Here is a 26,640-nt window from a genome sequence, read left to right as displayed (position 1 = left end):
TGATTATTAAAGTTCAGCTTGAGCTACAGATTAGGTTTATAAAAACTCCCTTTTGTTTATAGTCTAAGAGTACTTCCTGCATCCATCTTCTGGCTTCTCTCCATATAAATCATAATTTTCTTATCCCGGACTCAGGTTATTTACTAAATTTGGGAAAATTAAAAAAATAATGAAGCAGAAATTTTCTTTTTTCATTTTTCTTTTAACCGTAGGATTAGCAAATGCACAGGTTGAAGAAAAAAAACTGGATGATCTGATCCAAAATACTCTGAAAACCTTTGATGTTCCGGGAATGTCAGTAGGTATCATAAAAGACGGAAAAGTTACCTATTCCAAAGGATTTGGTGTACGCTCCCTTACCTCAAAACAGCCAATGGATGATAATACCTTAGTAGGAATTGCTTCCAACTCCAAAGGTTTCACGTGTGTGGCACTGGCGATTCTTGCGGATGAAGGAAAACTGAACTGGGACGATAAAGTTTCAAAATATATTCCTGAATTTCAGATGTATGATCCATACGTTTCTCAAAATGTAACCATCAAAGATCTGATTACTCACAGAGCTGGATTAGGGTTAGGACAGGGAGACCTGATGTTTTTTCCGGAAGGAGGGAATTTAAGCGTTAATGACATCGTTCACAATGTAAGATATCTGAAGCCTGAAAACCCTTTCAGAACAACGTTAGATTACAATAACATTATGTTCATTGTTGCCGGTGAAGTTATCCACAGAATCTCAGGATTAAGCTGGGCTGAGTTTATCGAACAGAGAATTATGAAACCTGTAGGAATGACTTCCAGCTTTGGAAGCTACAACAGAGCGAAGGCTGTTGCCAATAAAATTGACGCTCACGCTCCGGTAGACGGAAAAGCGATTGCGGTTCCTCACGATTGGAATGAAACAGGAAATGCTGCCGGAGGAATCCTGAGTAATATAAAAGATATGACTACCTGGGCGGAATGCTTGCTGAATAATTTCACTACCAAAGACGGGAAGAAATTAGTGTCTGATAAAAATATTCAACAACTTTGGAGCTTACAGATTCCAGATAGAGTCGCTGCTAAAAATCCATATGACACAAGTTTCTACGGATATGGTTTAGGTTGGTTCCTAAGTGATGTAAAAGGTCACAAACAAGTACAGCATACAGGAGGACTGATTGGAACCGTAACACAGTTTACTTTAATTCCTGATCTTAAATTAGGAATAGTGGTATTGACGAATCAGCAGTCCGGAGCAGCATTCAATACCATTACCAATACGGTGAAAGATTCTTACCTTGGAGTGGCAGACAGAAACTGGTTGAAAACATATGGAGACAGAGTATCAAAAATGGATGCAGAATTTAATAAACAAAAGAAAGAAGCGTTCGCAAAATCAGAAACTTTTAAGAAAGAGAAAGCACTTCAGCCAAAAGCAGAACAGTTTACTGGAACTTATAGTGATGTTTGGTTCGGTGATGTAGATATTGCCCAGCAGGGAAGTGTTTACAGAATTTCATGTAAAAACTCACCAAGATTGAAAGGAGAACTGCTTCCTTATTCCAATAATTCATTCATCATTAAATGGGATGACAGAAGCTATGATGCTGATGCCTATATTATATTCGATTATGATGAAAGTGGAAAAGCGCAGACTGCAAAATTAAAAGCGATTTCTGATGTTACAGATTTCAGTTTTGATTTTGACGATCTGGATCTGAAAAGAAATAAATAGCTACAAGTAAAATAGAGTGGCAAAAGATATTCAATAGGGACGGGCTTTAGCCCGTCTTTTTTGTATACAAGGATAAGGGCTTTAGCCGAAATTTATCTATGCCGCAAAAGTCAACCCTACAGAGGAAGGGAATAGGAGGTATACTAAAAAAAGATTATTGGAGAAGGTTTAAGTCCTGTTCAGTGCGCGCAAGCTCCGAATTGAGATGTTGTTTTTCAAAAAAACTCTTTAATTCAAGTAATCGTTTTTTGTTATCATAAGCAATGCTGGAATTGAGTTTTCTCTGGCAGAGTGAGCAGGCTCTTGCATAATGAAAATCTGTTTCAGAAAGAGTATTGGTTCCGTTCATCACACAATTGGCATTCAGGCAATGGCTGATTCCAAACATATGCCCGATTTCGTGAGAACTGATCTTTAGTAATCTTGTAAGACTTTCGTTAAAATTAGAATCTGTAAGATGGCCGTTTGCAAATCTGTAGATGGAAGTGACGCCCACGCCGTTTTCATAAGATGCCATTCCAAAAACATAGTTCCATTCAGGTCTTGGGAAAAGATCTCTTTCGGTGATTCCCATCAATACTACAGCATCTTTTGGTTTTCTTTTGATTAAAAAACTATCTAATACATAACCTGCGAATATCTGTTCCTGCCCATCTTTGAAAATTCTTTTTACAGTTTTAGGAAAAATACTGTTGGGTAATGCTGGCAATATTTTCGTTTCCAGCTGAAAATATATTTTTAAATACTCTTTAGTAAGTTCAATTTCTTTTTTTTGTAGCTCATTAAAATCACCGATAGGTTGCAGGTAAATGGTGTTTTTCCCAGGTTCCGGCTTTATTTTTTTTGATTTTTGAAAATCTTCAAATTGCTGAAACTGTTCATCATGATTATACCTCCAGCTTCCAGGTTTGGGAGTGGCAGACAATTTTACATCATTGAAAGCAATTGTTTCAAAATAGGGTATTTTCTTTTTCTGACATGAAAAAAAGAAAATAAAAATTATTGCATAAAATACTTTAGAGGTAAAGTTATATTTTCCCTGGCTCATAAAAGAACAAAAGTTTCTTTCTGGCACCATCAAATTCTGACCAGGATTCGCAATCTACTTCAAAACCGGCAACTCCACAGGTTGGAAAATGAAAAATATCTTCAGAAATGGAATTGGCAAAATTGGAAATTCCATTATTATGGGAGAAAAGGGCAACCGAACTCAGATTGTCATCCAGATCATAGATTACAGATTCAAAATTTCTTTCCGAAGGATTGTATAATTTTTCATTAGTAGAACAGTTCAGCTGATATGCCTGATTAAAAATTTTACACGTATTCAGAGCACGGACTGCCGGACTGGATACAAAATAATCAATAGAAATATTATTGTTTTTAAGGAATCTGGACATGTTCATAGCATCTTCCAGCCCTTTGTCTGCCAAAGGTCTGTCAAAATCATCCGTTTCTTCCGGCCAGTCGCTTTTTGCATGTCTTACGAGGATGAGTCTCTTCATATATCTGTTTTTTGGAAGATTAAAATTATAAAAAAAAATATGGAATAAAACATGATTTACATAAAAAAACTGCGTGATGAATAAAATCAGTAAATTTTACTAAATTTGCAGACTTATGGGACAAATCCTTGCAATAGACTATGGAAAAGCTCGTTGTGGTATTGCTGCAACGGATGATATGCAGATTATAGCCAGTGGCTTGGAGACTGTAGAGAACCGTAATTTAATGGAATTTTTGAAAAAATATTTCAGTGAAAATAAGGTAGATGAAGTAGTGATTGGACTTCCCATAGATTTGAAAGGCAATATTTCAGAGGTGGAAACCGATATTTTAAAATTCATTGAAGAGTTTAAAAAAGAATTTTCGGATATTGCAGTCCATCGTTTTGATGAAAGGTTTACTTCCAAAATGGCTTCATTCTTTATTTCCCAAAGCGGAAAAAGTAAGAAGAAAAGACAGGAAAAAGGATTAATAGATAAAGTAAGTGCAACTATTATATTGCAGAATTTTTTAGAACAAAGATTAAGATGATACTACCGATAAGAGCTTTTGGGGATCCTGTTTTGAGAAAAGTGGGAAAAGATATAGAAAAAGATTACCCCGGATTACAGGAACTGATAGATAACATGTTCGAAACGATGTACAGTGCAAACGGAATTGGTCTTGCAGCGCCTCAGATCGGGCTGGATATCCGTATGTTTGTAATAGATGTTACTCCTCTTGCGGAAGATGAGGATTATGAAGATATTAAGGATGAGTTGGCAGAATTTAGAAAAGTGTTCATCAATGCCAGAATTCTTGAAGAATCTGGTGAAGAATGGAAGTTCAATGAGGGTTGTCTGTCTATTCCGGATGTAAGAGAAGACGTGAAAAGAAAGGGCACAATCGTTATTGAATATTATGACGAAAATTTTGTGAAACATACAGAAACTTTTTCCGATATTAGAGCCCGCGTAATTCAACATGAATACGACCATATTGAAGGGATTCTGTTTACCGATCACTTAAGCTCACTTAAGAAAAAACTGGTAAAAGGAAAACTTTCAAAGATTTCTCAGGGAGATGTAAGTATTGGTTACAAAATGAGATTTCCAAAATAAATTAAACAAGGATTAAAAGAAATAATAAAAAGCAAAAAGCTTAGCGCTGATTGCAGAATTTACAAAAAATAAAATTATGCTGTTAGAAAAAATAATTTCAATTTCTGGAAAACCAGGACTTTACAAATTAGTTTCTCAATTAAGAAACGGATTCATCATTGAAGATGTTACCAACAAGAAAAAAGTAAGCATTGGAAACTCTAGCCAAGTAAGCTTACTGGATAATATTGCAATGTTTACATTTGATAAGGAAGTTCCTTTGTTTGAAGTTTTTGAAAATGTAGCTAAAAATAACAATTATAAAGAGACAATCTCTCATAAATCTTCAGATGCAGATCTGCAGGACTTTATGTTAGCTTCTCTTCCTAATTATGATACTGAAAGAGTGTATGCTTCTGATATCAAGAAATTAGCTCAGTGGTATAACATTCTTCACAAAGCAGGATACATCACTCCGGAAAGCTTCGTAAAGGCTGAACCTGAAACTTTAGACGGTGAGCCTGCAGAAGAAGTAAGCTTAGATATTGACGCTAAAAAAGCAGCTCCAAAGGCAGAAAAGGCGGCAGCTCCAAAAGTAAAAGCTACTTCAGCAGCAAAATCAGCTCCTAAAAGTACGCACAGAAAACAAGGATAATTCAGTTCTGAATTAAAAATACAAAGCCTTGTCAGGAATTTTCCTGACAAGGCTTTTTTATTTCCCCAAACCTAACGGTTTTTTAAAACCTATAGTTGGTATCCCGTAATTTTCATTCTCAACGTTTGTAAAGGTGTCTGAATAACCCTTACATTTGTATAATATTGAATTTCCAATTACTTATGAATACAAAACAGGAAAAACTAGAAGCTTTCGGGAGATTACTGGATATTATGGATGATTTGCGTGAGAAATGCCCATGGGATCAGAAGCAGACGTTACAGTCTCTTCGCCATCTTACTCTTGAAGAAACATATGAGCTTTCTGACGCTATTTTACAGGAAGATTTGCAGGAGGTAAAAAAAGAATTGGGAGATGTGCTGCTTCATTTGGTTTTTTATTCTAAAATCGGTTCAGAAAAAGAGAGTTTTGATATCGCTGATGTGATCAATTCCCTTAATGAAAAACTGATTTTCCGTCATCCTCATATTTACGGTGATACCGAAGTAAAAGACGAAGAAGAAGTAAAACAGAACTGGGAAAAATTAAAATTAAAAGAAGGTAACAAATCTATTCTGGGCGGAGTTCCCAAAAGTCTTCCAAGTTTAGTAAAAGCCTATAGAATTCAGGATAAGGTAAAAGGGATTGGTTTTGAATTTCATGATGCAGAAGATGCCTGGAAGAAAGTAGATGAGGAGATTCAGGAATTTCATGCAGAAACTGATCTGGATAAAAAGGAGCAGGAATTGGGAGATGTATTCTTCTCGCTCATCAACTATGCGAGAATTTCAGGAATCAACCCGGATTCTGCGTTAGAAAGAACCAATCTGAAGTTTATTTCAAGATTTCAGAAAATGGAAGGTCTTGCTGAAGAACAGGAGGTAAATCTTGCGGATATGTCTTTGGAAGAAATGGATGTTCTTTGGGAAAAAGCAAAACAATTGTCTTAACGGTAAGATTGGAACAATTCATGCTACTTATGTTCAGTAAAAAAAAAATAAATATGTTACGCTTTCTTATATTACCCGCTATGTTTTTGTTGAGTTGTAATCCAAAAGCTCAGAATTCACCTGCTCAGGGAGATGATCTGAAGCCACAATTTTCGTTGCCTAAAAAGTTAAAAGAAGTTTCAGGGATCACCGTATCAAAAGATAAGAAAATAATCTGGGTAATAGAAGACAGAGGAAATAAAAATGCCGTTTACGGTCTTAATAATGATGGCCAGATGATGGCTAAAGTTCCGGTAGAAAATGCTGAAAATACAGACTGGGAAGATATAATATCAGATACTCAGGGAAATATTTATATCGGAGATTTTGGAAATAATGATAATAACCGTCAGGATCTGGCTATTCTAAAAACAGACCTGAAAGACATTACCCAAACCGCTACAAAAGTAGTTCAAACGACTAAGTTTCATTATGAAGGGCAGACAGAATTTCCCCCGAAAAAATCAAATCTGCTGTACGATTGTGAAGCATTTGTAGAGATGGATGGTAACTTTTATCTTTTCACCAAGAACAGAAGCAAAGGTTTTGACGGAACCTTTCTGGTATTTAAAGTTCCTAATAAAGAAGGAGACTTTGAAGCTAAACTGGTTGGGAAATTAAAGCTTCAAGGCGGATATAATGATGCTGCTATTACTTCAGCGACCATCAACAGTACCAAAGATAAGATTGTGCTGCTGACCCACAAAAATGTGCATGTTCTTACCGGATTTAATGCTGATGATTTCGGTGCAGCTAAGATTAATAAGATTCCTTTAAACCATAACTCACAGAAAGAGGCTATTGTTTTTACTGATGATCAAACATTAATGATTGCAGATGAAAAAGGGAAGGATGAAGGCGGAAATGTATATCAGTTTTCTCTTAAGCCATAACTATTATCAATAATAAATACTAAAAACCACAGATGATTCTGTGGTTTTTATATTTACTAGTAAAGCTTCTATTCTTTTTTAGGCGGCTGTATTTTTTGATACAGTGCTTCCAGCTCCTTTGGAGGATTGCCGGAATCAAAATCTGAAGAAGTATAGGTGGTGCCATTACTTGTGATCATCAGATTAGCGATCATAGCCTGATCAGAATATCGACCTGTGGTAGGAGCCTGAAGAGCTGATATTTTAGATAAATCAATAGCGGCGGCCTGCTGTGAAATACTTTTCCATTCAGAAGAAGATAGAGAAGATTTATTTTCCTCACCATTAAAAGAAGTGATTTTAGATTGGGGAGTGAGAGTGATTATTGTATGGAATCCTCTGGTTCGTTCTGTTAATTCTATTTTTTCAATTTTTGCCTGTTGTGTGTTTATGGTTAAATTTTTGTCGATGTTTCCATTTTTGCTTTGATGCTGGCAATGAATACTTGATAAAACTAAAATGATATTAATTGAAGTGATTAGTGTTTTCATTGTGTGTCTTTTTGTGATTGTTGATTAGCTAAAATATAAAAACGTATTGAATACAAAACTATTATATCAGGAAAATAAAAGACTCAAGGTTTCCTGAGTCTTTTATTAACGAGTCTTTTTATTTAGAATTTCATTCCTATTCCTGCTGAGATACGTCCGCCATCTGCACCATAGAAATAATTCAGTCTGGCAGACATCATTTCCACAATGCTCAGCCAAACTCCGGCTCCTACAGACTGATGCCATTTTCTGGAGTATTCTCCATCATTCCATACACGCCCAATATCATATCCAACGAGGATTCCCAGATTGGCAGGAACAATATTGTTTCTTATTCTTCCGAAATCCCAACGGATCTCAGAGTTGTTAGTAAAATAAGATCTTCCTGAGAACCTTTCATTCCTGAATGCTCTCATTCCATTGTTGCCCCCAATAGTTGCTGCCTGATAGAACTCAAAATTATCATTGTTGATCCACATCGCATTGCTCGCATTGGCAAATACAAAAACTCCTTTCTTATCGATCCTGTGGTCAATAGCGAACCTTCCTTTTACTGTCAGGAAATTTCTGTTGAAATTAGAAAAAGTAGCTTTCCAGTCAGCATTCAGCATCAATTCCATTCCCAAGGTTGGAAAAGCAGGGTTGTCTGCATTTTTATAGCTGAACGTATAATTAGCTCCTAAGAATTGCTGACTGTCAAATACTTCCGGTCTTACATCCGGGGAAGTATTTATAAAACGCCCGTCTTTTCTCTGTACTTTATTATCTTCAAAAGTAAGCTGAATCTGATGATTAAAGTTCATCCAGCCTTTCTTTGAGATGGAAGGTGCAACATTAAATTTGGAAATTCTGGCTCTGTTATATTCTCTTTCCGTATTTTCTTTATCATAAGGACTGTCATTGGAAAGTCCAAAGAAATTCTGGGAAAATCTTGGAGTAGTATAAGCCGCATCAATATTAAAATCCCATCCGGAAATTGCTTTCTTGAAAATTCCTTTATAAATAAGGCTGAATCCGGCAGTAGCAGTATAAAAATTAGCCTTTAAACTATGCTTTTGGGTAAAAGGATCGCGAATGAAATTATTCACAGTATAATTAGCCAAAACGCCTATGATAACTCCGTCATCAGGGTTGTAATCAGCATTAGGATATCCCGCGAATGCATTGTACTTCGGATGCTTGTAATTGTAGGTGTTTAAATCATAATCATCTGCAATATTTTTAGTAGCATTCCCTGCGTTGTAGGTATTCTTTTGGGATTCGAAGTCGTAGATCTTTACTTTTCTTCCATCTGCCACATTATATACATCATGGTTGTAACCGCCAATAAGTCTGATATTCATTTTAGGACGTCCGGTACCCACTACTTCATATATATCATCATCTTCTAACCCATAAATCCAAAGCTCTTTTGTTTTTGAATCATGATAAGTCTTTTCAAAAACCAATTCGTTTTTATCCTTGTTTTTGCCTAATTTATATTGCTGCACAAGCACGGAATGTCCGTTTTTGGTAATCACAAATTTATCAGGTTCCACGGTTCCGGCCAAAGGAACTTTTTCCTGCAGTACATTGTAATAATCGGATGCGTATTGCTGTAATTTGTTTTTTCTTGATTTCAGTTTTCTCTGGATATCAGCGATGGTCTCATCCTGAACTTCTTTGGGAAGATTATGGAATGCATCATCAATATCAGCGTCTGTTAAATGTTCCTGAATGTATTTAGCCTGAGCTTCCCATTCTTCCTGGGTAGAACCTTTTAAAAACACAAGATCCATTGGATAAGGCTCCATGGCCAGCCATTTCACACTGCTGATATCCTCTGTGAAGGTTTTCATATGACGGATGGCCGGAACATTCATAATAAGCTTAAAAGCAGCTCCATCATACTTACTGAAGGCCTGATCTCTATCCTTTGGAATCGGTTTATAAATAATTTTATTACCCTCTTCATATTCTGCCCATTTCCATTGATCAGAATGCCTGTCCCAGTCTCCAATCAGCATATCAAATAACCTTGCTCTGATATAAGATTCTTTGTCTACAGAATATTTATAGTTTTTCGTTAAGTTTTTCAGGACATCATCCGTAGAAACAATATCTTTAGCGTTATTAAGGTAAGCCAGCGTTTTTGGATCAGAAGAAAAACGTTCTTCGATCATATACATTTCATCCCCATAGTTTTGGTTATACTTCCCTAAAGCCTGTTGTTTGGGAATATAATATAATTTTGGATTGCTATGGAAAATATTCAGTTTTTCTGACATATTTCCTATAGTAAACGGTGTAAAAGGGTGGTTGGTAGTATAAAAATCCAAAAGGAATTTCTCTGGAAAGCTATTGGTAAGCTCTTCTCCAAACGTACTCCTTGTGAAGGCCATATTGTTGAGAAAACGGATCGCACTTTTTTTCACCCCACGCATCACGAATTCCTGTCCGTCATTTGTTTTTAATCTCAAACTGTTGGACTGATTTCCGCCTCCTTCTCTGAAAGGAGTATAACCGCCGTTCAGCTCTGAAAGATTAGCTGTAGGAGCTTCAATAGACATTCCATAGTATTTTCTGTAATGTTCTCCCCAAAGCCATCGGTAGACGCCTCCTTTCTGGGTCAGCTGTACCGGATAGATGGTAGATGGTACTGTAGCTGGGAATGTGTTTGGGAAGTTATTTACAAATACATCAGGTTTGGATATCACAGAAATCTGTGACAATTTCTGCAGTTTAGCCTCCTTTGTGGAAAAAAACTCTACATCGGTGCTCTGGTCTTTTCTGATATTAAGAACCGCAAAACCACTTCCGCCGTAGGAAAAATCTGTTTTTTCAGCAATAGTAGCCGGATTTGTTTTAGAGCCTGCACCACTGATGATCTGTCTCATGTTTCCCTCTTCATGATATTGCAGGTTGTGATCGTGTCCAGAAACGAATATCACATTTTCTTTATCCTGAACGATACTTTTCAGCCTGTTGGCAAGCTCTGCATAATGTTGATTATTAATATCTGCAGGGCTTATGCCCGAGGAACTTCTGAGAATGTTTATAGCACTTGCAACTCCAGGTACAGGAATTTTACTATTAAGCGGAAAAAGGTGTGATTTCGCAGAGTGAAATCCTGCATGGGTTCCACTGCTGATAACAGGATGGTGTAGGGCGATGATGATTCTTTTACCCTGATTTTTAATGATAAGATCTTTAAATTCTGTGTAAAAATCTTCACGGGTTTTGATAGTACAGCCTTTATTAATGCCAGGATAGTTGTCCCAGTTTGTAATGACCCATTCCGTATCAATGGCGATCAGTTTAATATCTTTGGTAATGTTGATATCGTCAATAGGGCATCCGTTTTTAGGAAGGAATGCTTTTTTATCATCAAAATATTTTTTCACCAGTGATTCCTGAGCATTTAAACCACTTAAGCCGCTGTACCAGTCATGATTTCCGGGGATTACCAACGTTTTTCCTTTGAAATTTTTGGTAATGGAAAGCTGATCCTCCAGTTTTTGTTTGGCTAAAGCGTACTCCTTATCTGATTCTTTAGGCATTCCGTTGGGATAGATGTTATCTCCAAGGAAGATCAGCATAGAGTTGCTGTCTGCGGAGTCCAGCTTGCCTTTAAGTAAATCCAGTGTTTTCTGTGCCTGAGGTTCATCTGCGTTTCCGGCATCTCCGATCAGGAAGAGTTTAAAATCATTTTCAGATTTTATCTCAGAATCTTTAACTTCAAATAAGTTTTTGCCTTTTTGTACGTTATATGTTGCGCAGGAATACATGACTCCGGCAGACATTACTGTTCTCAGAACAATAGAAGTATTTTTTAGATGAGTTTTAAAGGATAAATTCATAAATTTACATTAACAAAAATTCAGGAATGAGCATTCTAGACAAAGCTAAAAATTATGTTGAAATCTTATTCAAAGATAAGTTATCTTCAGTATATTTTTATCATAATTTTATTCATACTGCCTATACGGTCAATAAGGCTGAGGAGATTATGAAGCATACCCCTGTTTCTGAAGAAGATCAGGAAAAAGTACTTGTGGCTCTATGGTTCCATGATACAGGATATATAGAATGTGCTATGAACCACGAAGAGAGAGGGGTAGAGATCATGAAGGGTTTTCTTCATCAGGAAAATTATCCGGAAAGCTATATCTCTGAGATAGAAAAGCTGATTCTGGCTACTAAAATTACTTATGTTCCTCAGAATATACTGGAGAAAATTGTAAAGGACGCTGATTTCAGTCATTTTGCAGGCCATGATTATAATGATATTTCTGATGCTTTAAGAAAGGAATGGGAACTTACCAATGTAAAATGTTTCTCTAACGAAGAATGGAATGCAGGGAATCTGGATATGCTTAAAAACAAGCATACTTTTTATACCGATTATGCAAAAGAAACCTGGGAACCTTTAAAAAAGAAAAATATAAAGAAGATCGAAAAGAAGCTGGAGAAAGAAGAGGAAAAAAAGGAGAGCTCTGAGAGTAAGCCGGACAACAAAAAAGATAAAGAAAAATCAGACAGAAGCGTAGATACTTTGTTCAGAGTAACGCTTAATAACCATACAAGATTAAGCGATATTGCAGACAGTAAAGCCAATATTCTTCTATCGGTAAATGCTGTTATCATTTCAGTTTGTCTTTCTGTATTGGTTCCGAAGCTGGATGCTCCTAAAAATTCACACCTGATTATTCCGAGTTTTGTGCTGCTGTTATCCAGTGTGCTGACTATTGTATTTGCTATTCTGTCTACAAAACCGAATGTGACGAAAACAACATTTACCTCTGAGGATATTGTAAACAGAAAGGTCAATCTCCTGTTTTTTGGAAACTTCCAGCAGATGATGTTTGATGATTATCATAATGCAATGAGAGATCTGATCAAAGACAGAGATTATATTTATGATTCTATGGTAAAAGATCTGTATTATCTGGGAAAAGTTCTTGACAGAAAGTATAAGCTTTTATCCATTACCTACAAGATTTTTATGGCCGGAATTATTATTTCCGTGCTGTCTTTTGGATTTGCTTTCTTTAGTCTTTAATTAAAAATAAATAATGATTTTCAGTCAATCTGTATATTGGCTGAAAATGTTTTTATTTCAAAAAATATTTTCGGGGACCTGAAAAACAGACCTTACTTTACAGAACGTTCTGGCTGATTGAAACTCTCAGTGCAAGCAATCCCGTAATTCCCTGGAGGTCTTCTACCTTTAAAAACTCTATATCATATTCCAGGATACCTTTTTTCTGAAGCTTGGTTACGTATTCCAGGTATTCTTTCTGATTTTCCATACCAAAGTACACGATAGTAATCTTTCCGGGAGCCGTAATCCGCTCTGAAGAATCTTTTACGTGGGCTTTATCCAGACGTTTTTTAATGATCTCGTAGTAGGAATTATAGGCCCCGTCTACATCAAAACGCTTTTCATCCATTCTGAAGCGGATGTCTATTTTTTCATTATATACAAAGATCAGGGAAGCTATATCCAATGGAATAGGGAGTTCCTTTTTAAAAGACTGGAATTCAAGTTCCATTTTGCAGACAGTCTTTAATTGCAGGTACCTTAATTTATGAACAACTTTTGAGGTGTAATGCAGATCCGGAGCAATGGTATGCCCAATATACAGGTTATGCTCCACACCATCAGATTTAAATCTTTCATAATAATGCGGGAAGATCTGTTGAGCCTTGACCTGGCTTTCATCCAGCATATCTGCGAGCTTTCTGTTAACCAGAGTAATAGAGTCATCCAGATCCTTTCTGTGGTTATAAAACAGATCTGTTTGTGCCAATACCAGTGCAAAGTAGTTTTGGATCTTTGATTTTATTTCCTGTGATGTTCTGATTTCCAGTTTTCCCTGTAAGAAAGGATGTATTTCTTCTCTCAGTAATCTTTGAAGGCGCTGTTCCGTATCTGCTTTGATTTCATGATTCAGTTCGTTTTCAAAAATATCAAGAGCCAGCAAAAACTTCTCTGAATCAGAATTGGTTAAAGTCAGAATATCCTTAAGCCACTCAATTTGTTGGTTGAGGTCATTAAGCATCAGGTTAAAGCGTTTCTCAGAAGAGGAACGTATGTCTGAAACACCAAATAACGGGGTAAGGTTTTTAAATGAAATCTGCTTTAAGGTATATATTTTCTTACCAAGAGATGCCGTAAAATATTTTTCCGCTTCATTTCGGAATTTCCATACCACACTGTCATGAATGGTAGTATATTCCCGCTGTATTATGGCTTCTATCTGATAATTTTTCTCAAAATAAAATCTGCTGAGAGAGAATAGGACCATATCGGTAAAAAACTCAAGTTTTTTGAGTTTTAAACCATTGAAACTGCCTGCGATGGGAGAAGTAAACTCCATAATAGCAAGAAGCTCATTATCTTTCATGATAGGAATTACCATGAAGCTATTGACATTATTATCCTTTAAAATATTGAAGGACGGAAGCTGTCTAATATTCTCATCAAGATTATCCACGTTGGACACTACAATTGATTTCGAATTATGGTTTAAATTATTAAAAGTCGTTTTACGGGTTTCTTCGTCAAATGTATTGATCCAGAAATCCAGAATATGATTGGTAAGCAAGCTTTCATAAATCGGGAGTTTATCAAGCTTTTGCTCTTTTTTATTAAAGGTCATCAGTCCGAAACTGAGCTCCGGAACGTCAAAATATGATTTGAAAATCTCTGTCAGGTTCTCATTCGGATTTAAATTTTCAGGATCAATTTCGATCATGCTTGATTTAAGATCAGAAAGGGCTACCTCAGAGGTACAGTCTACCAGCGAGATAATGGTAAAGCCTTTCAATATCCAGGATTGTGATGGAAAATATTTTTGCCACAATTTAAAATCATCCAGATTTTCCAACAGCATATCCATGATCTCATCAGATGGAATTTTTGCCTCTTCAGTAGGATAAATCTCTGTAAAATCTGAATTTACTGTTATCTTATAGTGTTTCATGATTCCCAGTTTATTCGGGATATCATAATAAAACGGAATAGTGCTTTTGATATCTTTTTTAAAATAGCTCTGAAGAATCAGGCAACAGCAAAATACATAAAATTCGTTGTCACTAATGTTTCTCAGCTCAATTTCAAAATCTTTTCCTGCATCTTTAAGAATATCTTTAAACCTCTCTGTATAGTTGAACGTGATATTAGAAAGAGGAATACTTGCTGCTTTTATTTCATTTCGCGTAAGCCCTGTAGGAAAAAGGTCGTTGAGAAGAGATCTTATAAGGTCTTCATTTTTTTCCAGAATGCTTATATCCTGAAAACCTTCTTTCAGTTCTTTAAAATTCCGTGTTCTCTCAATCAGGGATTCAGCATAGTTGACCCTGTATTCCAAACGGTCATTATACCGGATATGTTCCAGTACATCCAAATATTTTTTGAATGAGATATAAACCTGGAAGGGAGAGTCTTTTTTGTAAAGATTAGCCAACTACTGAAATTTAAAGTAAAGTTATGAAAAAAAGACTATTTCCAACTCTGTTTAGGATTGGTAAAAATGATCTTTTGCTGTTGTTTTATTTTGTTTTTCTGAAAGAAGTGTTGAAAAGGATATTACATTAAATGATTCTTCTTTTTCTTTTTGAAGATTTTCTATACGCTTTTTTTTTGTGATATTCTGAACAAAAAATTGCCTCCGAAGAACTGAGGCAATTTTCATATCTAAAAATCTATTATGACTAAAATTTGATATTATATCCCAATATAAACTGTGTTCCAAAAATACTGAAATGCTGGGCATCATAACTGGATTGCTGATACCGTCCATTGAAAGTAACAGTATTGTAAACTTCGTCATATGTCTTATCTGCAGTCAGATTTCGTAATTCCCATTTTGGTAAAATATTAAAGATGTTCAACACCCCGATATTAATCGTGTTTTTACTGTTGATGTTGTAATTGATGGTAAGATCTGTTGTAATTCTGGGCTTAAATCTTAAATAGGATTGTGAATCAGCAGCAGGATCATTCCAGGCAAGGTTAGCGCCCGGCATACCGCTGTTGGCATAAGTAGCCTTGCCAAATAGTGTATTATTAAGCGATATATTCCATTTTTTAATGGCGTAATCTATTCCGAGCACAGCTTTTAATGAAGGCCTTGAAGTAGTGGCTAGAGCTTCTTCAGTTCTGTTAAATGGAGCCACAAGATTAAGACCATTCAGTTTATCCGAGTTTTTCGTTATTTTAGACTGATTCATATTCATGGCAAGATTTAATGCAAGCTTTCCCGTAGCCAGATCAATATTTCTGTAGTTAGCCACAAGATCAAGACCTATAGTTCTGGTGTCTACGCCATTGGTAAAGAAGCTGGCTGCATTAACTGTTGTTACTCCTATACTGCTTAAAGGATCCAAAATAGTAGCTTTATCGCTCATTCTGGAACTTAACAAAATCCTGTCATATACCTTGATCAGATATCCATCGAGTGTTATTGAGAAGTTTTTATTAGGTTGAATACCTAGTCCCAAAGTGAAATTAAGTGATTTTTCTGCATCTAACTTTGGGATACCAATAGCCTTAGCTTCTTTGCCTACATTGTTGAATAGTCCTTCTGATACGATCTTTCCATTATTAAAAACATTCTGAATCGTCGAAAGATAAACCTGCTGAAGACTTGGTGCACGGAAACCTGTAGATACAGATCCTCGCGCTACCAGCTTTTTTCCTATAATATTTTGTCTGGCACTCACTTTCCAAACTAACGCATTCCCAAAATCGCTGAAATTCTCAAAACGTGCTGTGGCATTGAATGTGGTTGCTTCAGAAATGTCAAAAGCTGCATCGGCATATACTCCGATGTTATATCTGGAGAAAACACCTGAATTTTCCTGTGATAGCCCCGGAAACGAAATGGAACCCGTCTGATTATACGAAGCCGGATCACCTGCATAGATTTCATATTCGTCTCTTCTCGCTTCAGAACCAAATGCAAGGGCAACATGGTCTGATAATCTTTTGGAAACATCAATATTTCCAATAATATTATTGAATCTGAAACCTCCGGGTTTAAAGTTAATAGGACTCGATGCTCCCAATGCAGCATTGAAAGTATTTCCGACAGTATATAGAATTTTATTTCCTCCAAAAGTGGTACTCAGATCAATATTCCAGTCGCTTTCTGTTTTTGTTTTATATCCCAGGGTTGCTCCATAATCTGTGAGGTCTCCAATAAAGGTCGGTGTAAAGCCGTCTGGAGAGTTAAGTGCATTTTTAGGACTCACCCAATAAGGTGTTCTGTGATTGGCAAAACTGCTTACTTTTTTAACAGCAAGCGAGGCATTGGCATAAAGACTTGACCGCTCAGAAACCGGTATTGAGGTATTCACCAAAAAACTTATGCTGTTCTTTTTAGGATAAGCATTTTTATTTTGGGCATCCGGATATTGAGCTAAATAAGCTTCCACTTCATTTTGATTGGCTCCAAAGGTTTGAGCTTCCCAATATGAATTTACCTTTCCATTTCTATAAGCATAATCATTGTTTTGAAAGTTGGTAGAGAAAGTAAGAAAGCCTCCGTTTTTAAACGTAGATCCTGTAATCAGGTTAAAATTTTGTGAAAAGCCATCTCCTTTGGAATATAATCCCAGATTGGCATTAGCTTCTGTAAAGTTGATTTTATCTTTCAATAGAATGTTGATAACCCCGGCAATAGCATCCGAACCATATTGTGCAGAAGCACCATCTCTCAGAATTTCTATTTTTTTGATTGCAATAGAAGGAATAGATGAAAGGTCTGCTCCTGTTTCTCCTTTACCAATGGTGTTCTGTGTAAATATAAGGGATGATTGATTTTTTCTTTTCCCATTGATTAAAACCAAGGTTCTTGATGATCCCATATTTCTGATTTCAAAAGGATCCAGTAAAGAGGTAGCATCCTGCACGGCGGCACTGGTAGAGTTGAAAGACGGGATTCTGTACTGTAAGGCTTGTCCTACGGAACTATGCCCGGATGACTGGATAATAGCGGCGTCTATATTATCTATGGGTAGGGGAGTAGAAACACTTGATCTTGGAGCGGTTCTGGTTCCTACCATCACGACCTCGTCAAGTTTCTTTGAGGTTGCTGAGTCTTTTTCCTGCGCCTGTACTAAGCCTATGGTGCATAATAAAAATGCCGCAGCGGCATTGCTGTTTGTCTTCATCATTGTGTTGTTTTTTATTGTGTGTTTTTCGAAATAGAAGACAAATATATTGAATGTTATTTTGTTTATGTGTTTGTTTTTAACTTTTTTTAAGATGTTATTTTTATTAAAATTGATATTTGTTTATTTTATTTTAATTTTTAATCAATTAAGATTGCATAGTTTATAATTTTTAATTTTTGCTTTTGTGGGTTGATATTTTTTCCATGCATAGGATAATGATTTTTTACTAATTCCTATGCTTGTGATTTGTTTAAATTGAAGTTTCATTACGCATTAACCTCATTGGTAATAAATCTTTAATGTAATAAATAAAACATTATTGGATAGGGGAATGTACAAAATGCCCCATTCCTGAAGAATGGGGCATGACAATAGACTAAAACTGTGATAGATTCATAAAAAAACCTTTCAGATTATCTGAAAGGTTTTTGATATTGTGTGGATAACTTTTTACAATCCGAACATTTTTGCAAACAGATCCGGGAAGATACCCAGAACGATAATCGCTACGATTACAAATACTGCAACAACATTGTAAGTAAGTGTTACTTTTTCTGATGACTTGAATGTTGATTCTTTAAAGAAGAACATCGCGATGATCAATCTTAAATAGTAAGCGATAGATAGGGCAGAACCTAACACAGCTACCAATACTAAGAATGCTGCACCGTTCATAGCCTGGGAGAATAAAGCAAATTTCCCCATAAAACCAGCTGTTAACGGAACCCCTGCCATTGAAAGCATAGAGATCGCTGCTGCTGTTGCCAATAAAGGTTCTGTTTTTGCCAGTCCTTTGAAAGCTCCGAAAGAAGTTTCCCTTTTTAATTTCTCTACCCAGATCAGACACATGAAAACTCCTACTGTGGATAAAGCATAAGCGAATAAATAGAATGCTAAGTTATAAGTAGAAAGGCTTGTCATTCCGAAGAACACCAATCCGATGTATCCTGCGTGAGAAACTGAAGAGTAAGCCAACATTCTTTTTGCATTTGTCTGGGCAAGACCCATAACGTTTGCTAATAGTAAAGTGATGATTAAGAATACTCCCAAAACGTTGATCCATTCGTGAGTCACTCCGGCAAATCCGATTGTCATTAATCTGAACAATGCGAAGAAACCTGAAATCTTTACCACACTTGCCATGAATGCTGTAATTAATGAAGGTGATCCTGCATATACATCAGGGCTCCACATATGGAAAGGAGCTAAAGCTACTTTAAATGCCAATGCACAAAGAATAAGCAATACTCCTAAAATGAACATTACGTTTGAAGCATTAGCTACTCCAAAGTCGTGGATCTTATATAAATCAAAACTTCCTGCGCTTCCGTAGATGAACGCGATTCCGAAAAGTAAGAAACCTGTCGCGAATGCACCCATTAAGAAATACTTGATTGAAGCTTCGTTTGATCTTAGATCAGTTTTGTTGGCACCAGCCATTACATATAATGGGATAGAAAGAATTTCAACACCTAAGAACATTGTTACCAGGTTCTGGTATCCGAAAAGTACGATTCCTCCACATAATGCAAATAACATCAATGCATATAATTCTGACTGGTGGCTTCTGTGATTGCTGAATGCAAAACCTCCCAGGAAGAATAACAATAAGGTTGTTACAATGGATAGTTTAGTGAATAATGCAGTATTGGCACTGTATTCATACATATGCTTGTAGTGATCGAAGAACGAACATTCAGGCATAAAGCTTACATACAATGCGATGATTAAACCTAAAATCCCAATGTATCTTGCGAATTTTCCCTGTTCGAAAACTCCTGAAAATAACGCAATAACTGCCGTTAGGAAAACAATAATTAAAACACTCATAATATAGATTTGAGATTTGAGATTTAAAGTTTAAAGTTCAAGGTTTAGAGTAAAAAGTTCCGGGTTCAAGAGTTTCCGTCCTTTATCTCTTCGTCTTTTATCTTTATGCTCTCTAATCTCTTATTTTTTTAATTTTTAAATCTTTTAATTTTTTAGTTAGCCATTGCCGTGTAGATAAACTTCACTGAACTACTCACCATTTCTATTACCGGTTGTGGGAAAATACCAAGTAAGATCACAAAAACCGCTAAACTCGCCAATACAGAGAATTCTACACCAGATAAATCTTTTGCTGTGCTTAACACTTCTGCATTTCCTTCTCCAAACATTGCTTTTCCGTAGAATCTCAATAAGTATACTGCGCAAAGAATTACCGTAAGACCAGCAATTACTGCTGCTGTTCCGTTGAAATCATATACTGCTTTTAACAGGATAAATTCTCCGATGAATCCATTCGTCAATGGAACTCCCATTGAACCTAATATAATAATCAGGAATAAAACAGCAAACTTAGGCGCTACTTTAGCTAAACCACCCATTTGTCTGATATCTCTTGATTTAAATCTCTTGTATAAAATATCACAACAGTAGAATAATCCCACTACGTTAATACCGTGAGCAAAAGTCTGTACCAATGCACCTTCAGCACCTTCAACATTGAAAGTTCCTCTTAAAGTAACTACTGCTGAAGCGAAGATACCAGCTACCATCAAACCTACGTGAGAGAAAGATGAATAAGCAATGATTCTCTTCATATCCGTCTGGATGATCGCGATCAATGCTCCGTGAACAATTCCCACGATGGCAAGAATAATTACGATCTGTCCTGAAATTCCTGCAATAGGAAGTGGAGTGATTGGAAGTAGATAACGCATTACACCATACACAGCCATTTTAAGCATGATACCGGATAACAACATCGATCCCTGAGTAGGAGAGTAGGTATACGTATCAGGCTGCCAGGTATGGAAAGGGAATACCGGTAATTTCACTGCAAAAGCAAAGAAAATGAACCAGAATACCACAGTCTGCTGTACTTCGTTCAGTTGCGCATTGTATAGATCTGTTAAAGCGAATGATGCAGAGTGGTTGTACACATAGATCAATCCGGCTAACATAAATAAAGATCCAACGAATGTATATACGAAGAATTTCGTAGTGAATTCAAACCTTTTATTCTCTTGTCCCCAAAGTCCGGCAATAAACCAAATTGGAATCAAAGTTACTTCCCAGAAAATGTAGAACAATAATCCGTCTAAAGAAGTAAATACTCCTACAAGACCGAATTGCATCAACAGAATCAATCCGTAGAATGTATTTCTGTAGTTTACACTTTCATTGAAAGAAGATAAAATGATGATTGGCGCTAATATGTTAGTCAGCAATAAAAGAAGCATACTCATCCCATCGATACCGAAGTGAAGAGAGCTCTTCATAAATTGTGACCACGGATAATTGATCTCATGCTGCAATACGCTGTCTACTGTCGGAGTAAAATCAAAATCCGAAAGTATATAAAACGTAAGAAGCATTTGAATCAATGCAATTCCCAGTGCCAAATATTTGCTGGAATTACTCTTCCATGCAAAAACTAATCCCGAACCTACTAGAGGTAATAGTAATAATGTTAATAATAAACAAGACATTATTATTGTAATAAAAAGTTAACAATTAATATAATTCCCACAGCTAAAGACATGATAAGAATATACGTCTCTACATTTCCGTTTTGAACACGCTTCATAGCTTTTCCGCTGTCTTCAGCACCATCACCTACAAAGTTTACAAAACGGTCTAAGATACCCTTATCAAACATCTTTCCTCCGCGTCCTAATCCTTCAACAGTTTTTACAATCAATGCGTTGTAAAGTTCGTCAACGTATAATTTCTTAGCAGAAAGCTTTTCCCATCCGGTATAGTTTTCTTCTGCAACAGCCATTTTCTTCTTACTTACATAAGTATTTCTAACGATAAACCATACCGTAAAGAACATAATCACTGTAGCTGCTAATAAGATCATTTCAGTATTGAAATCTACTCCTGAAAGAGTAGCTTCCATCTGGCTGTAGCTTTGTTCCGTAAGAACAGGCTTTAACCATTCCATCAGTTTAGCATAGTGTCCGTGACCAATGAAGTGTGGCAGGTTGATAAAACCTCCAACTACAGAAAGAATAGCCAATACGATCAATGGTAATGTCATATTAGACGGGCTTTCATGTAAGTGGTGCTTTTGTTCTTCAGTACCTCTGAACTCTCCGTGGAAAGTCAGATAGTATAGTCTGAACATATACGTTGCAGTCATTGCCGCTAAAACAAATAAGATTACCCAGTAAACCGGATTTTTAGCGAAAGCTGCTACTAAAATTTCGTCTTTAGAGATCATCCCTGATAATAGAGGGAAACCTGAGATGGCTAATGTCCCGATCAGGAAGGTAGCATGGGTAAGAGGAATATATTTTTTAAGACCTCCCATGAAACGCATATCCTGTTCGTTGCTCATTGCGTGGATTACAGAACCTGCTCCTAAGAATAGTAAAGCTTTAAAGAAAGCGTGCGTCATTACGTGGAACATTGCTGTTGTATACGCACCAAGACCTAAAGCGATAAACATAAATCCAAGTTGTGAAACGGTAGAGTATGCCAACACTTTTTTGATGTCGTTCTGACGTAGTGCGTAGAATCCTGCTAAAGCTGCAGTTAAGAATCCAATTAATAAAATTCCTCCTTGTACAGTTGGTGCTAAAGTAAATAAGAAGTTAGATCTTACTACTAAATAGATCCCTGCTGTTACCATCGTTGCCGCGTGAATTAACGCAGAAACAGGAGTTGGCCCGGCCATTGCGTCCGGTAACCATGTATATAATGGAACCTGAGCAGATTTACCGGTAGCACCGATGAATAAACTCGCTGTGATAAAGATGATCACTGTTCCGTCTAATTCAAATTTTGAAGCGTTTTCAGCTACTGAAAGGTAATCTACAGCATTGGTCTGAGCAGCAATCATAAAGATACCAATCAATAACGCAAGGTCACCAATTCTGTTCATGATGAAAGCTTTTCTTGCTGCTTTACCGTATTCCTCGTTGGTATACCAGAAACCGATCAACAGGTAAGAACAAAGACCTACACCTTCCCATCCGATGAATAGGATAAGGTAGTTGCTTCCCATTACTAAAAGTAACATTGAGAAGATGAAAAGGTTCAGATAAGTAAAGAACTTATAGAATCCTTTGTCATGACTCATATATCCGATAGAGTATAAGTGGATCAGTGAACCGATACCCGTGATGATCATTACCATCATTAAAGAAAGCTGATCAATCTGGAATCCAAAATTGATTTGAATACCATTAACTCTAAACCATTCAAAAGCTTTTACGATTACAGGCTGGCTTTCAGAATTGAAATTCATGAAAAGACTTACAGCGATACAGAATGATCCGAAAACCATTGCCGTAGCCAAAGAACCAACCACTATTTTTGGAAGATTTTTTCCGAATAAACCGTTTATAAGAAACCCTAAAAGTGGTAAAAGTACTATTGCATATACTAAATTCTCCATTCTTATCCTCTTAATTTATTAAATATACTAACATCTACAGAACGGGTATTTCTATACAGCATAGCAATAATTGCCAGACCTACCGCTACTTCAGCAGCTGCAACCACCATAATGAAGAACACTAAAAGCTGTCCGTCTCCATTCCCTTTGTATGCTGAAAAAGCAGCCAATAAAAGGTTTACAGAGTTAAGCATAAGCTCTACACAGCCTAGAATCACAATAGCATTTTTTCTCAGCAAAACTCCCATTACTCCTAAGCAGAACAATACTGAACAAAGGATAATGAAGTAATTCAAAGGGATGCTTTGTATAAAAGTATTTACTTCTCCCATAATTTTATAAATCTTTTTTACCGATTAATACCGCGCCTACAATACCTGCTAAAATCAGGATAGAAGCAAGCTCAAACGGTAAAACATATTCATTAAATAAAAGTCTACCCAGATTTTTAGTAAGACCAACACCTCTGTCTACATTCTCTACTACAATTTGGTTTTGCTGAACTCCTCTGAATACTCCTAAAACTCCAACTAAAAGAAGACCTGCAGTAAAAACTCCAATAAATTTTAAAGTATTACCCTTCTTACTTTCGTCTGCTTTATTAAGGTTAAGCATCATTAAGATGTAAAGGAAGAGTACCATGATGGCACCTGCGTACACTATAATCTGGATAATTGCAAGGAACTGAGCATTCAGAAGAATGTACATTCCGGCAATTGAAAACATCGTAACAATTAATGACAAAATAGCATATAAAGGATTCTTCGCAAACACGAAGTAAACTGCACTTGACACTGCTAAAAACGCCACCAAGAAAAATAAAAACTGATCCATTATTTTACCGCATTTTTTTGTTTCTCGGATTGTCTTGTCGTGATGTCAATCCTTTCGTTTATTTTTTCAACTAATTTATCTTTTCCATAAATGAAAGAACCTCTGTTGGTTTCCACATCTACTAATCTGTCTGTAAGATAGATTGCAGATTTAGGACAAGCCTCTTCACACATACCACAGAAAATACATCTTAGCATATTGATTTCATATACTGAAGCATATTTTTCTTCTCTGTAAAGGCCTTTTTCCTCTTTAGTTCTTTCAGCAGCAGTCATTGTAATGGCTTCTGCAGGACAAGCTACCGCACAAAGTCCACAAGCTGTACATCTTTCTCTGCCTTCCTCGTCTCTTTTCAGAACGTGCTGACCCCTCCAGATGGTAGTTCTTGGCTTCTGTACTTCCGGATACGAATATACTGCGGGAGCACCCTTTATCACGGTTCTTACAGCATGCTTAAATGTAATCCCCATCCCTGTGAAGATCGCAGGCAGGTAGATTTTTTCAGCAAGGGTCATTTCTTTATTGGAAACAACTTTTGATCTGTTTGTAAGTTTCATTTAATTATAGATATTAGATGTTAGACACCAGATTTTAGACTAATCTTGTCTGCTATCTTAATTATTTAATATTGATGATTGAATATGATACGCTAAAGATAAAACTTTGATTTCATTATCAAATTTTCAAATCAGCTCATTTTCAAAATTTCTTAGTTTGCAAATGCTAAAATTACAGCTCCTGTAATTAATAGGTTTACCAATGCCATTGGGATTAATGTTTTCCATCCTAAGTGCATTAACTGGTCATATCTGAATCTTGGAAGTGTCCATCTGATCCACATGAAGATCAGAATTCCGATTACTGTTTTCGTTAAGAATGCTACGATACTTAAGATTCCTGCAACGTTTTCTCCCCAGTTCTGAGTTACCCATTCAATACCAGGATAGTTGTAACCTCCAAAGAAAAGAACAACCATGAAAGCATTAGAGATAAACATGTTCACGTATTCCCCGAACATATATAAACCTAACTTCATGGAAGAGTATTCTGTAGAGTATCCTGTTACCAGTTCAGATTCACATTCAGGTAAATCGAATGGGTGTCTGTTGGTTTCAGCTAAAGCCGCGACAAAGAATACAAGGAAAGCAATTGGCTGGTAGAAAATGTTCCAGTTCATACCGGAAACCCAAGGAATAACTCCCCATAATTTTCCAGTAGTCTGGCTTTCTGTGATTTCTTTTAAGTCTAAGCTTCCTGCCATCATAATAATAGAAAGAAGCGCTAATCCCATTGCTAATTCATAAGAAATCATCTGAGAAGAAGCACGGATAGCACCTAGTAATGAATATTTGTTGTTCGAAGCCCAACCTCCGATCATAATTCCGTAAACCCCGATGGAAGCCATTCCGATGATGAAAAGTACACCAACATCAATGTTAGCCACCTGAAGATCAAAAGAAGTACCTGCAATATTTAAACTTTTACCCCAAGGAATAACTGCTCCTGTGATTAATGAAATAAACATTACTAAAGCCGGTCCCAATACGAAAAGGAATTTTTCAGCATTGGCAGGTGTAAAGTCTTCCTTGAAGAAGAATTTTCCACCGTCAGCAAGAGGTTGCAGTAATCCGAAAGGTCCAGCTCTGTTAGGACCAATTCTATCCTGCATGATAGAGGCAACTTTTCTTTCTGCCCAGGTAGAGTAGGCTGCAATCGTCAACGATAGCAGGAAAAGCGCTAGTACAAGTATAAGTTTAAATGTAAGTAAATCCATTTTTGTTTTAAAGATTTTTAGATGTGAGATGTCAGATACTAGATATGAGGTTAAGTCTGATGTCTTGTGTCTGAAATCTAATTGTCTTTATTAAAATTATTTTTCGTCTTTTTCACTGATTTCCTTAGCACCAGGATTATCAATCATTATCAATTCGTCTTTTGGCTTCTGGTAGTGATTCAATGAAATTACAGAGTGTCTGTCGATATGTCTAGGACCTTCGATATTCCAGTCTGATAATGCTTTTCTTTCGAAACGACATGTATCGCAGATGAATTCTTCAACTTCACCCCACTGGTCTTTTCTTGCAGTAACTCTTACGATTTCGTCACCTTTCATCCAAACTACAGTTTTTCCTGAACATTTATCACACTTACAAGAAGCGTTCATTGGTTTTGTAAACCATACTCTGCTGGCAAAACGTGAAGTTCTGTCTGTTAATGCTCCTACAGGACAAACGTCGATAACGTTTCCGATGAAGTCATTATCTAAAGCTTTATTTAAATAGGTAGAAATTTCAGCATGATCTCCTCTGAAAAGGATACCGTGCTCTCTTTCACCTGTTAATTGGTTGGCAGCTAATACACATCTTGCACAAAGAATACAACGGTTCATGTTCAATTTGATGTTCGGGCCAAGATCATCAGCTTCGTAAGTATTTCTTTCGAATTCTGTTCTAGTCTCAAGGTTTCCGTGCTCATATCCAAGATCCTGAAGATGACATTCACCAGCCTGATCACAAACAGGGCAGTCCAGCGGGTGATTGACCAATAAGAATTCGGTAACCGCTTTTCTTCCTTCCTGAGCTTTCTCAGAAGTAAGGTTTTTAACTTCCATACCGTCCATTACATTTGTTCTGCAGCTTGCTACCAACTTCGGCATAGGACGCGGATCTGCTTCAGATCCTTTAGAAACTTCTACAAGACAGGTTCTACATCTTCCTCCACTGGTTTCTAATTTGCTGTAGTAACACATAGCAGGAGGTACAGATTTACCACCGATTTGTCTTGCAGCTTCCAAAATAGAAGTACCAGGCAAAACTTCAGCAGTCTGTCCGTCTATCGTTATTTTGAATTTTTTAACTTCTTCGCTCATATTGTATGCTTT

The 26,640-nt window shown here is 36.5% G+C and carries 21 protein-coding genes; 7 read left to right on the top strand and 14 right to left on the bottom strand.

Annotation, left to right across the window (positions count from 1 at the left end; translation table 11 throughout):
• The first annotated feature begins 169 nt into the window (after window positions 1-169).
• Window positions 170-1,717 carry a serine hydrolase gene (locus WH267_RS01800; protein ID WP_340005104.1) on the top strand — a complete coding sequence of 516 codons (1,548 nt, stop codon included), beginning with the start codon at window positions 170-172 and terminating at the stop codon, window positions 1,715-1,717.
• A gap of 154 nt (window positions 1,718-1,871) precedes the next feature.
• Here the strand turns inward: WH267_RS01800 and WH267_RS01795 are convergent, their stop codons facing one another.
• Together WH267_RS01795 and WH267_RS01790 are read right to left on the bottom strand one after the other, a co-directional pair.
• Entirely contained in the window at window positions 1,872-2,765 is an 894-nt protein-coding gene (locus WH267_RS01795; RefSeq protein ID WP_340005102.1) for an archaemetzincin, read from the bottom strand.
• Complete coding sequence (locus tag WH267_RS01790; protein ID WP_115971744.1) at window positions 2,746-3,222, bottom strand: SixA phosphatase family protein; 477 nt, start codon at window positions 3,220-3,222, stop codon at window positions 2,746-2,748. The genes WH267_RS01795 and WH267_RS01790 overlap by 20 nt, the downstream gene beginning before the upstream one ends.
• A gap of 115 nt (window positions 3,223-3,337) precedes the next feature.
• On the opposite strand from WH267_RS01790, the gene ruvX reads away from it, so the two are divergent.
• The 5 genes from ruvX (at window position 3,338) to WH267_RS01765 (ending at window position 6,839) form a co-directional block, all read left to right on the top strand.
• On the top strand, window positions 3,338-3,754 hold the full coding sequence (ruvX, locus tag WH267_RS01785) for a Holliday junction resolvase RuvX (RefSeq protein WP_340005099.1): 417 nt from the start codon (window positions 3,338-3,340) through the stop codon (window positions 3,752-3,754).
• Entirely contained in the window at window positions 3,751-4,323 is a 573-nt protein-coding gene (def, locus tag WH267_RS01780; RefSeq protein ID WP_340005097.1) for a peptide deformylase, read from the top strand. The genes ruvX and def overlap by 4 nt, the downstream gene beginning before the upstream one ends.
• A 76-nt stretch (window positions 4,324-4,399) precedes the next feature.
• The gene (locus WH267_RS01775) at window positions 4,400-4,957 is read left to right on the top strand and encodes a DUF5606 family protein (RefSeq protein ID WP_340005095.1); all 558 of its coding nucleotides are present in this window, start codon (window positions 4,400-4,402) and stop codon (window positions 4,955-4,957) included.
• Between the two features lie 182 nt (window positions 4,958-5,139).
• The gene (gene mazG / locus WH267_RS01770; protein ID WP_340005093.1) at window positions 5,140-5,907 is read left to right on the top strand and encodes a nucleoside triphosphate pyrophosphohydrolase; all 768 of its coding nucleotides are present in this window, start codon (window positions 5,140-5,142) and stop codon (window positions 5,905-5,907) included.
• Window positions 5,908-5,960: 53 nt separating this feature from the next.
• Window positions 5,961-6,839, top strand: a complete 879-nt coding sequence (locus tag WH267_RS01765) for a hypothetical protein (RefSeq protein ID WP_340005091.1) — start codon at window positions 5,961-5,963, stop codon at window positions 6,837-6,839.
• A gap of 68 nt (window positions 6,840-6,907) precedes the next feature.
• On the opposite strand, the gene WH267_RS01760 is transcribed toward WH267_RS01765, so the two are convergent.
• Complete coding sequence (locus WH267_RS01760; RefSeq protein WP_340005089.1) at window positions 6,908-7,369, bottom strand: hypothetical protein; 462 nt, start codon at window positions 7,367-7,369, stop codon at window positions 6,908-6,910.
• Between the two features lie 122 nt (window positions 7,370-7,491).
• Complete coding sequence (locus WH267_RS01755) at window positions 7,492-11,208, bottom strand: metallophosphoesterase (RefSeq protein WP_340005087.1); 3,717 nt, start codon at window positions 11,206-11,208, stop codon at window positions 7,492-7,494.
• A gap of 26 nt (window positions 11,209-11,234) precedes the next feature.
• Here WH267_RS01755 and WH267_RS01750 point away from each other — a divergent pair, with 26 nt between their 5' ends.
• On the top strand, window positions 11,235-12,410 hold the full coding sequence (locus WH267_RS01750; RefSeq protein WP_340005084.1) for a Pycsar system effector family protein: 1,176 nt from the start codon (window positions 11,235-11,237) through the stop codon (window positions 12,408-12,410).
• Between the two features lie 97 nt (window positions 12,411-12,507).
• On the opposite strand, the gene WH267_RS01745 is transcribed toward WH267_RS01750, so the two are convergent.
• The 10 genes from WH267_RS01745 to WH267_RS01700 form a co-directional block, all read right to left on the bottom strand.
• Window positions 12,508-14,820: a GAF domain-containing protein gene (locus WH267_RS01745; protein WP_340005082.1), complete on the bottom strand. Its 2,313-nt coding sequence runs from the start codon at window positions 14,818-14,820 to the stop codon at window positions 12,508-12,510.
• Between the two features lie 247 nt (window positions 14,821-15,067).
• Window positions 15,068-17,533 (bottom strand): TonB-dependent receptor plug domain-containing protein, encoded by a 2,466-nt coding sequence (locus WH267_RS01740; protein ID WP_340005080.1) that lies wholly within the window; start codon window positions 17,531-17,533, stop codon window positions 15,068-15,070.
• Window positions 17,534-17,983: 450 nt separating this feature from the next.
• Entirely contained in the window at window positions 17,984-19,363 is a 1,380-nt protein-coding gene (locus WH267_RS01735; protein WP_340005078.1) for an NADH-quinone oxidoreductase subunit N, read from the bottom strand.
• 152 nt (window positions 19,364-19,515) lie between these two features.
• On the bottom strand, window positions 19,516-21,009 hold the full coding sequence (locus tag WH267_RS01730) for a complex I subunit 4 family protein (RefSeq protein ID WP_340005076.1): 1,494 nt from the start codon (window positions 21,007-21,009) through the stop codon (window positions 19,516-19,518).
• A gap of 2 nt (window positions 21,010-21,011) precedes the next feature.
• A complete protein-coding gene (gene nuoL, locus WH267_RS01725; protein WP_115971758.1) occupies window positions 21,012-22,925 on the bottom strand; it encodes an NADH-quinone oxidoreductase subunit L in 1,914 nt (637 codons plus the stop codon).
• Between the two features lie 2 nt (window positions 22,926-22,927).
• On the bottom strand, window positions 22,928-23,257 hold the full coding sequence (nuoK, locus tag WH267_RS01720; protein ID WP_045492868.1) for an NADH-quinone oxidoreductase subunit NuoK: 330 nt from the start codon (window positions 23,255-23,257) through the stop codon (window positions 22,928-22,930).
• 4 nt (window positions 23,258-23,261) lie between these two features.
• Complete coding sequence (locus WH267_RS01715; RefSeq protein ID WP_115971759.1) at window positions 23,262-23,759, bottom strand: NADH-quinone oxidoreductase subunit J family protein; 498 nt, start codon at window positions 23,757-23,759, stop codon at window positions 23,262-23,264.
• Complete coding sequence (locus WH267_RS01710) at window positions 23,759-24,316, bottom strand: NuoI/complex I 23 kDa subunit family protein (RefSeq protein ID WP_040996950.1); 558 nt, start codon at window positions 24,314-24,316, stop codon at window positions 23,759-23,761. Before WH267_RS01710 ends, WH267_RS01715 begins: the two co-directional genes overlap by 1 nt.
• A gap of 152 nt (window positions 24,317-24,468) precedes the next feature.
• Window positions 24,469-25,533, bottom strand: coding sequence for an NADH-quinone oxidoreductase subunit NuoH (gene nuoH, locus WH267_RS01705; protein ID WP_115971760.1), 1,065 nt, complete (start codon window positions 25,531-25,533; stop codon window positions 24,469-24,471).
• A gap of 96 nt (window positions 25,534-25,629) precedes the next feature.
• Window positions 25,630-26,628: a 2Fe-2S iron-sulfur cluster-binding protein gene (locus tag WH267_RS01700; protein ID WP_123321462.1), complete on the bottom strand. Its 999-nt coding sequence runs from the start codon at window positions 26,626-26,628 to the stop codon at window positions 25,630-25,632.
• Window positions 26,629-26,640: the final 12 nt, after the last annotated feature.

It is taken from the genome of Chryseobacterium sp. MYb328 (assembly GCF_037572595.1).
Classification (GTDB): Bacteria; Bacteroidota; Bacteroidia; order Flavobacteriales; family Weeksellaceae; genus Chryseobacterium; species Chryseobacterium pennae.
The sequence above is the reverse complement of the archived record's forward strand: the minus strand, read 5'-3'. Positions and strand labels throughout refer to the sequence as shown.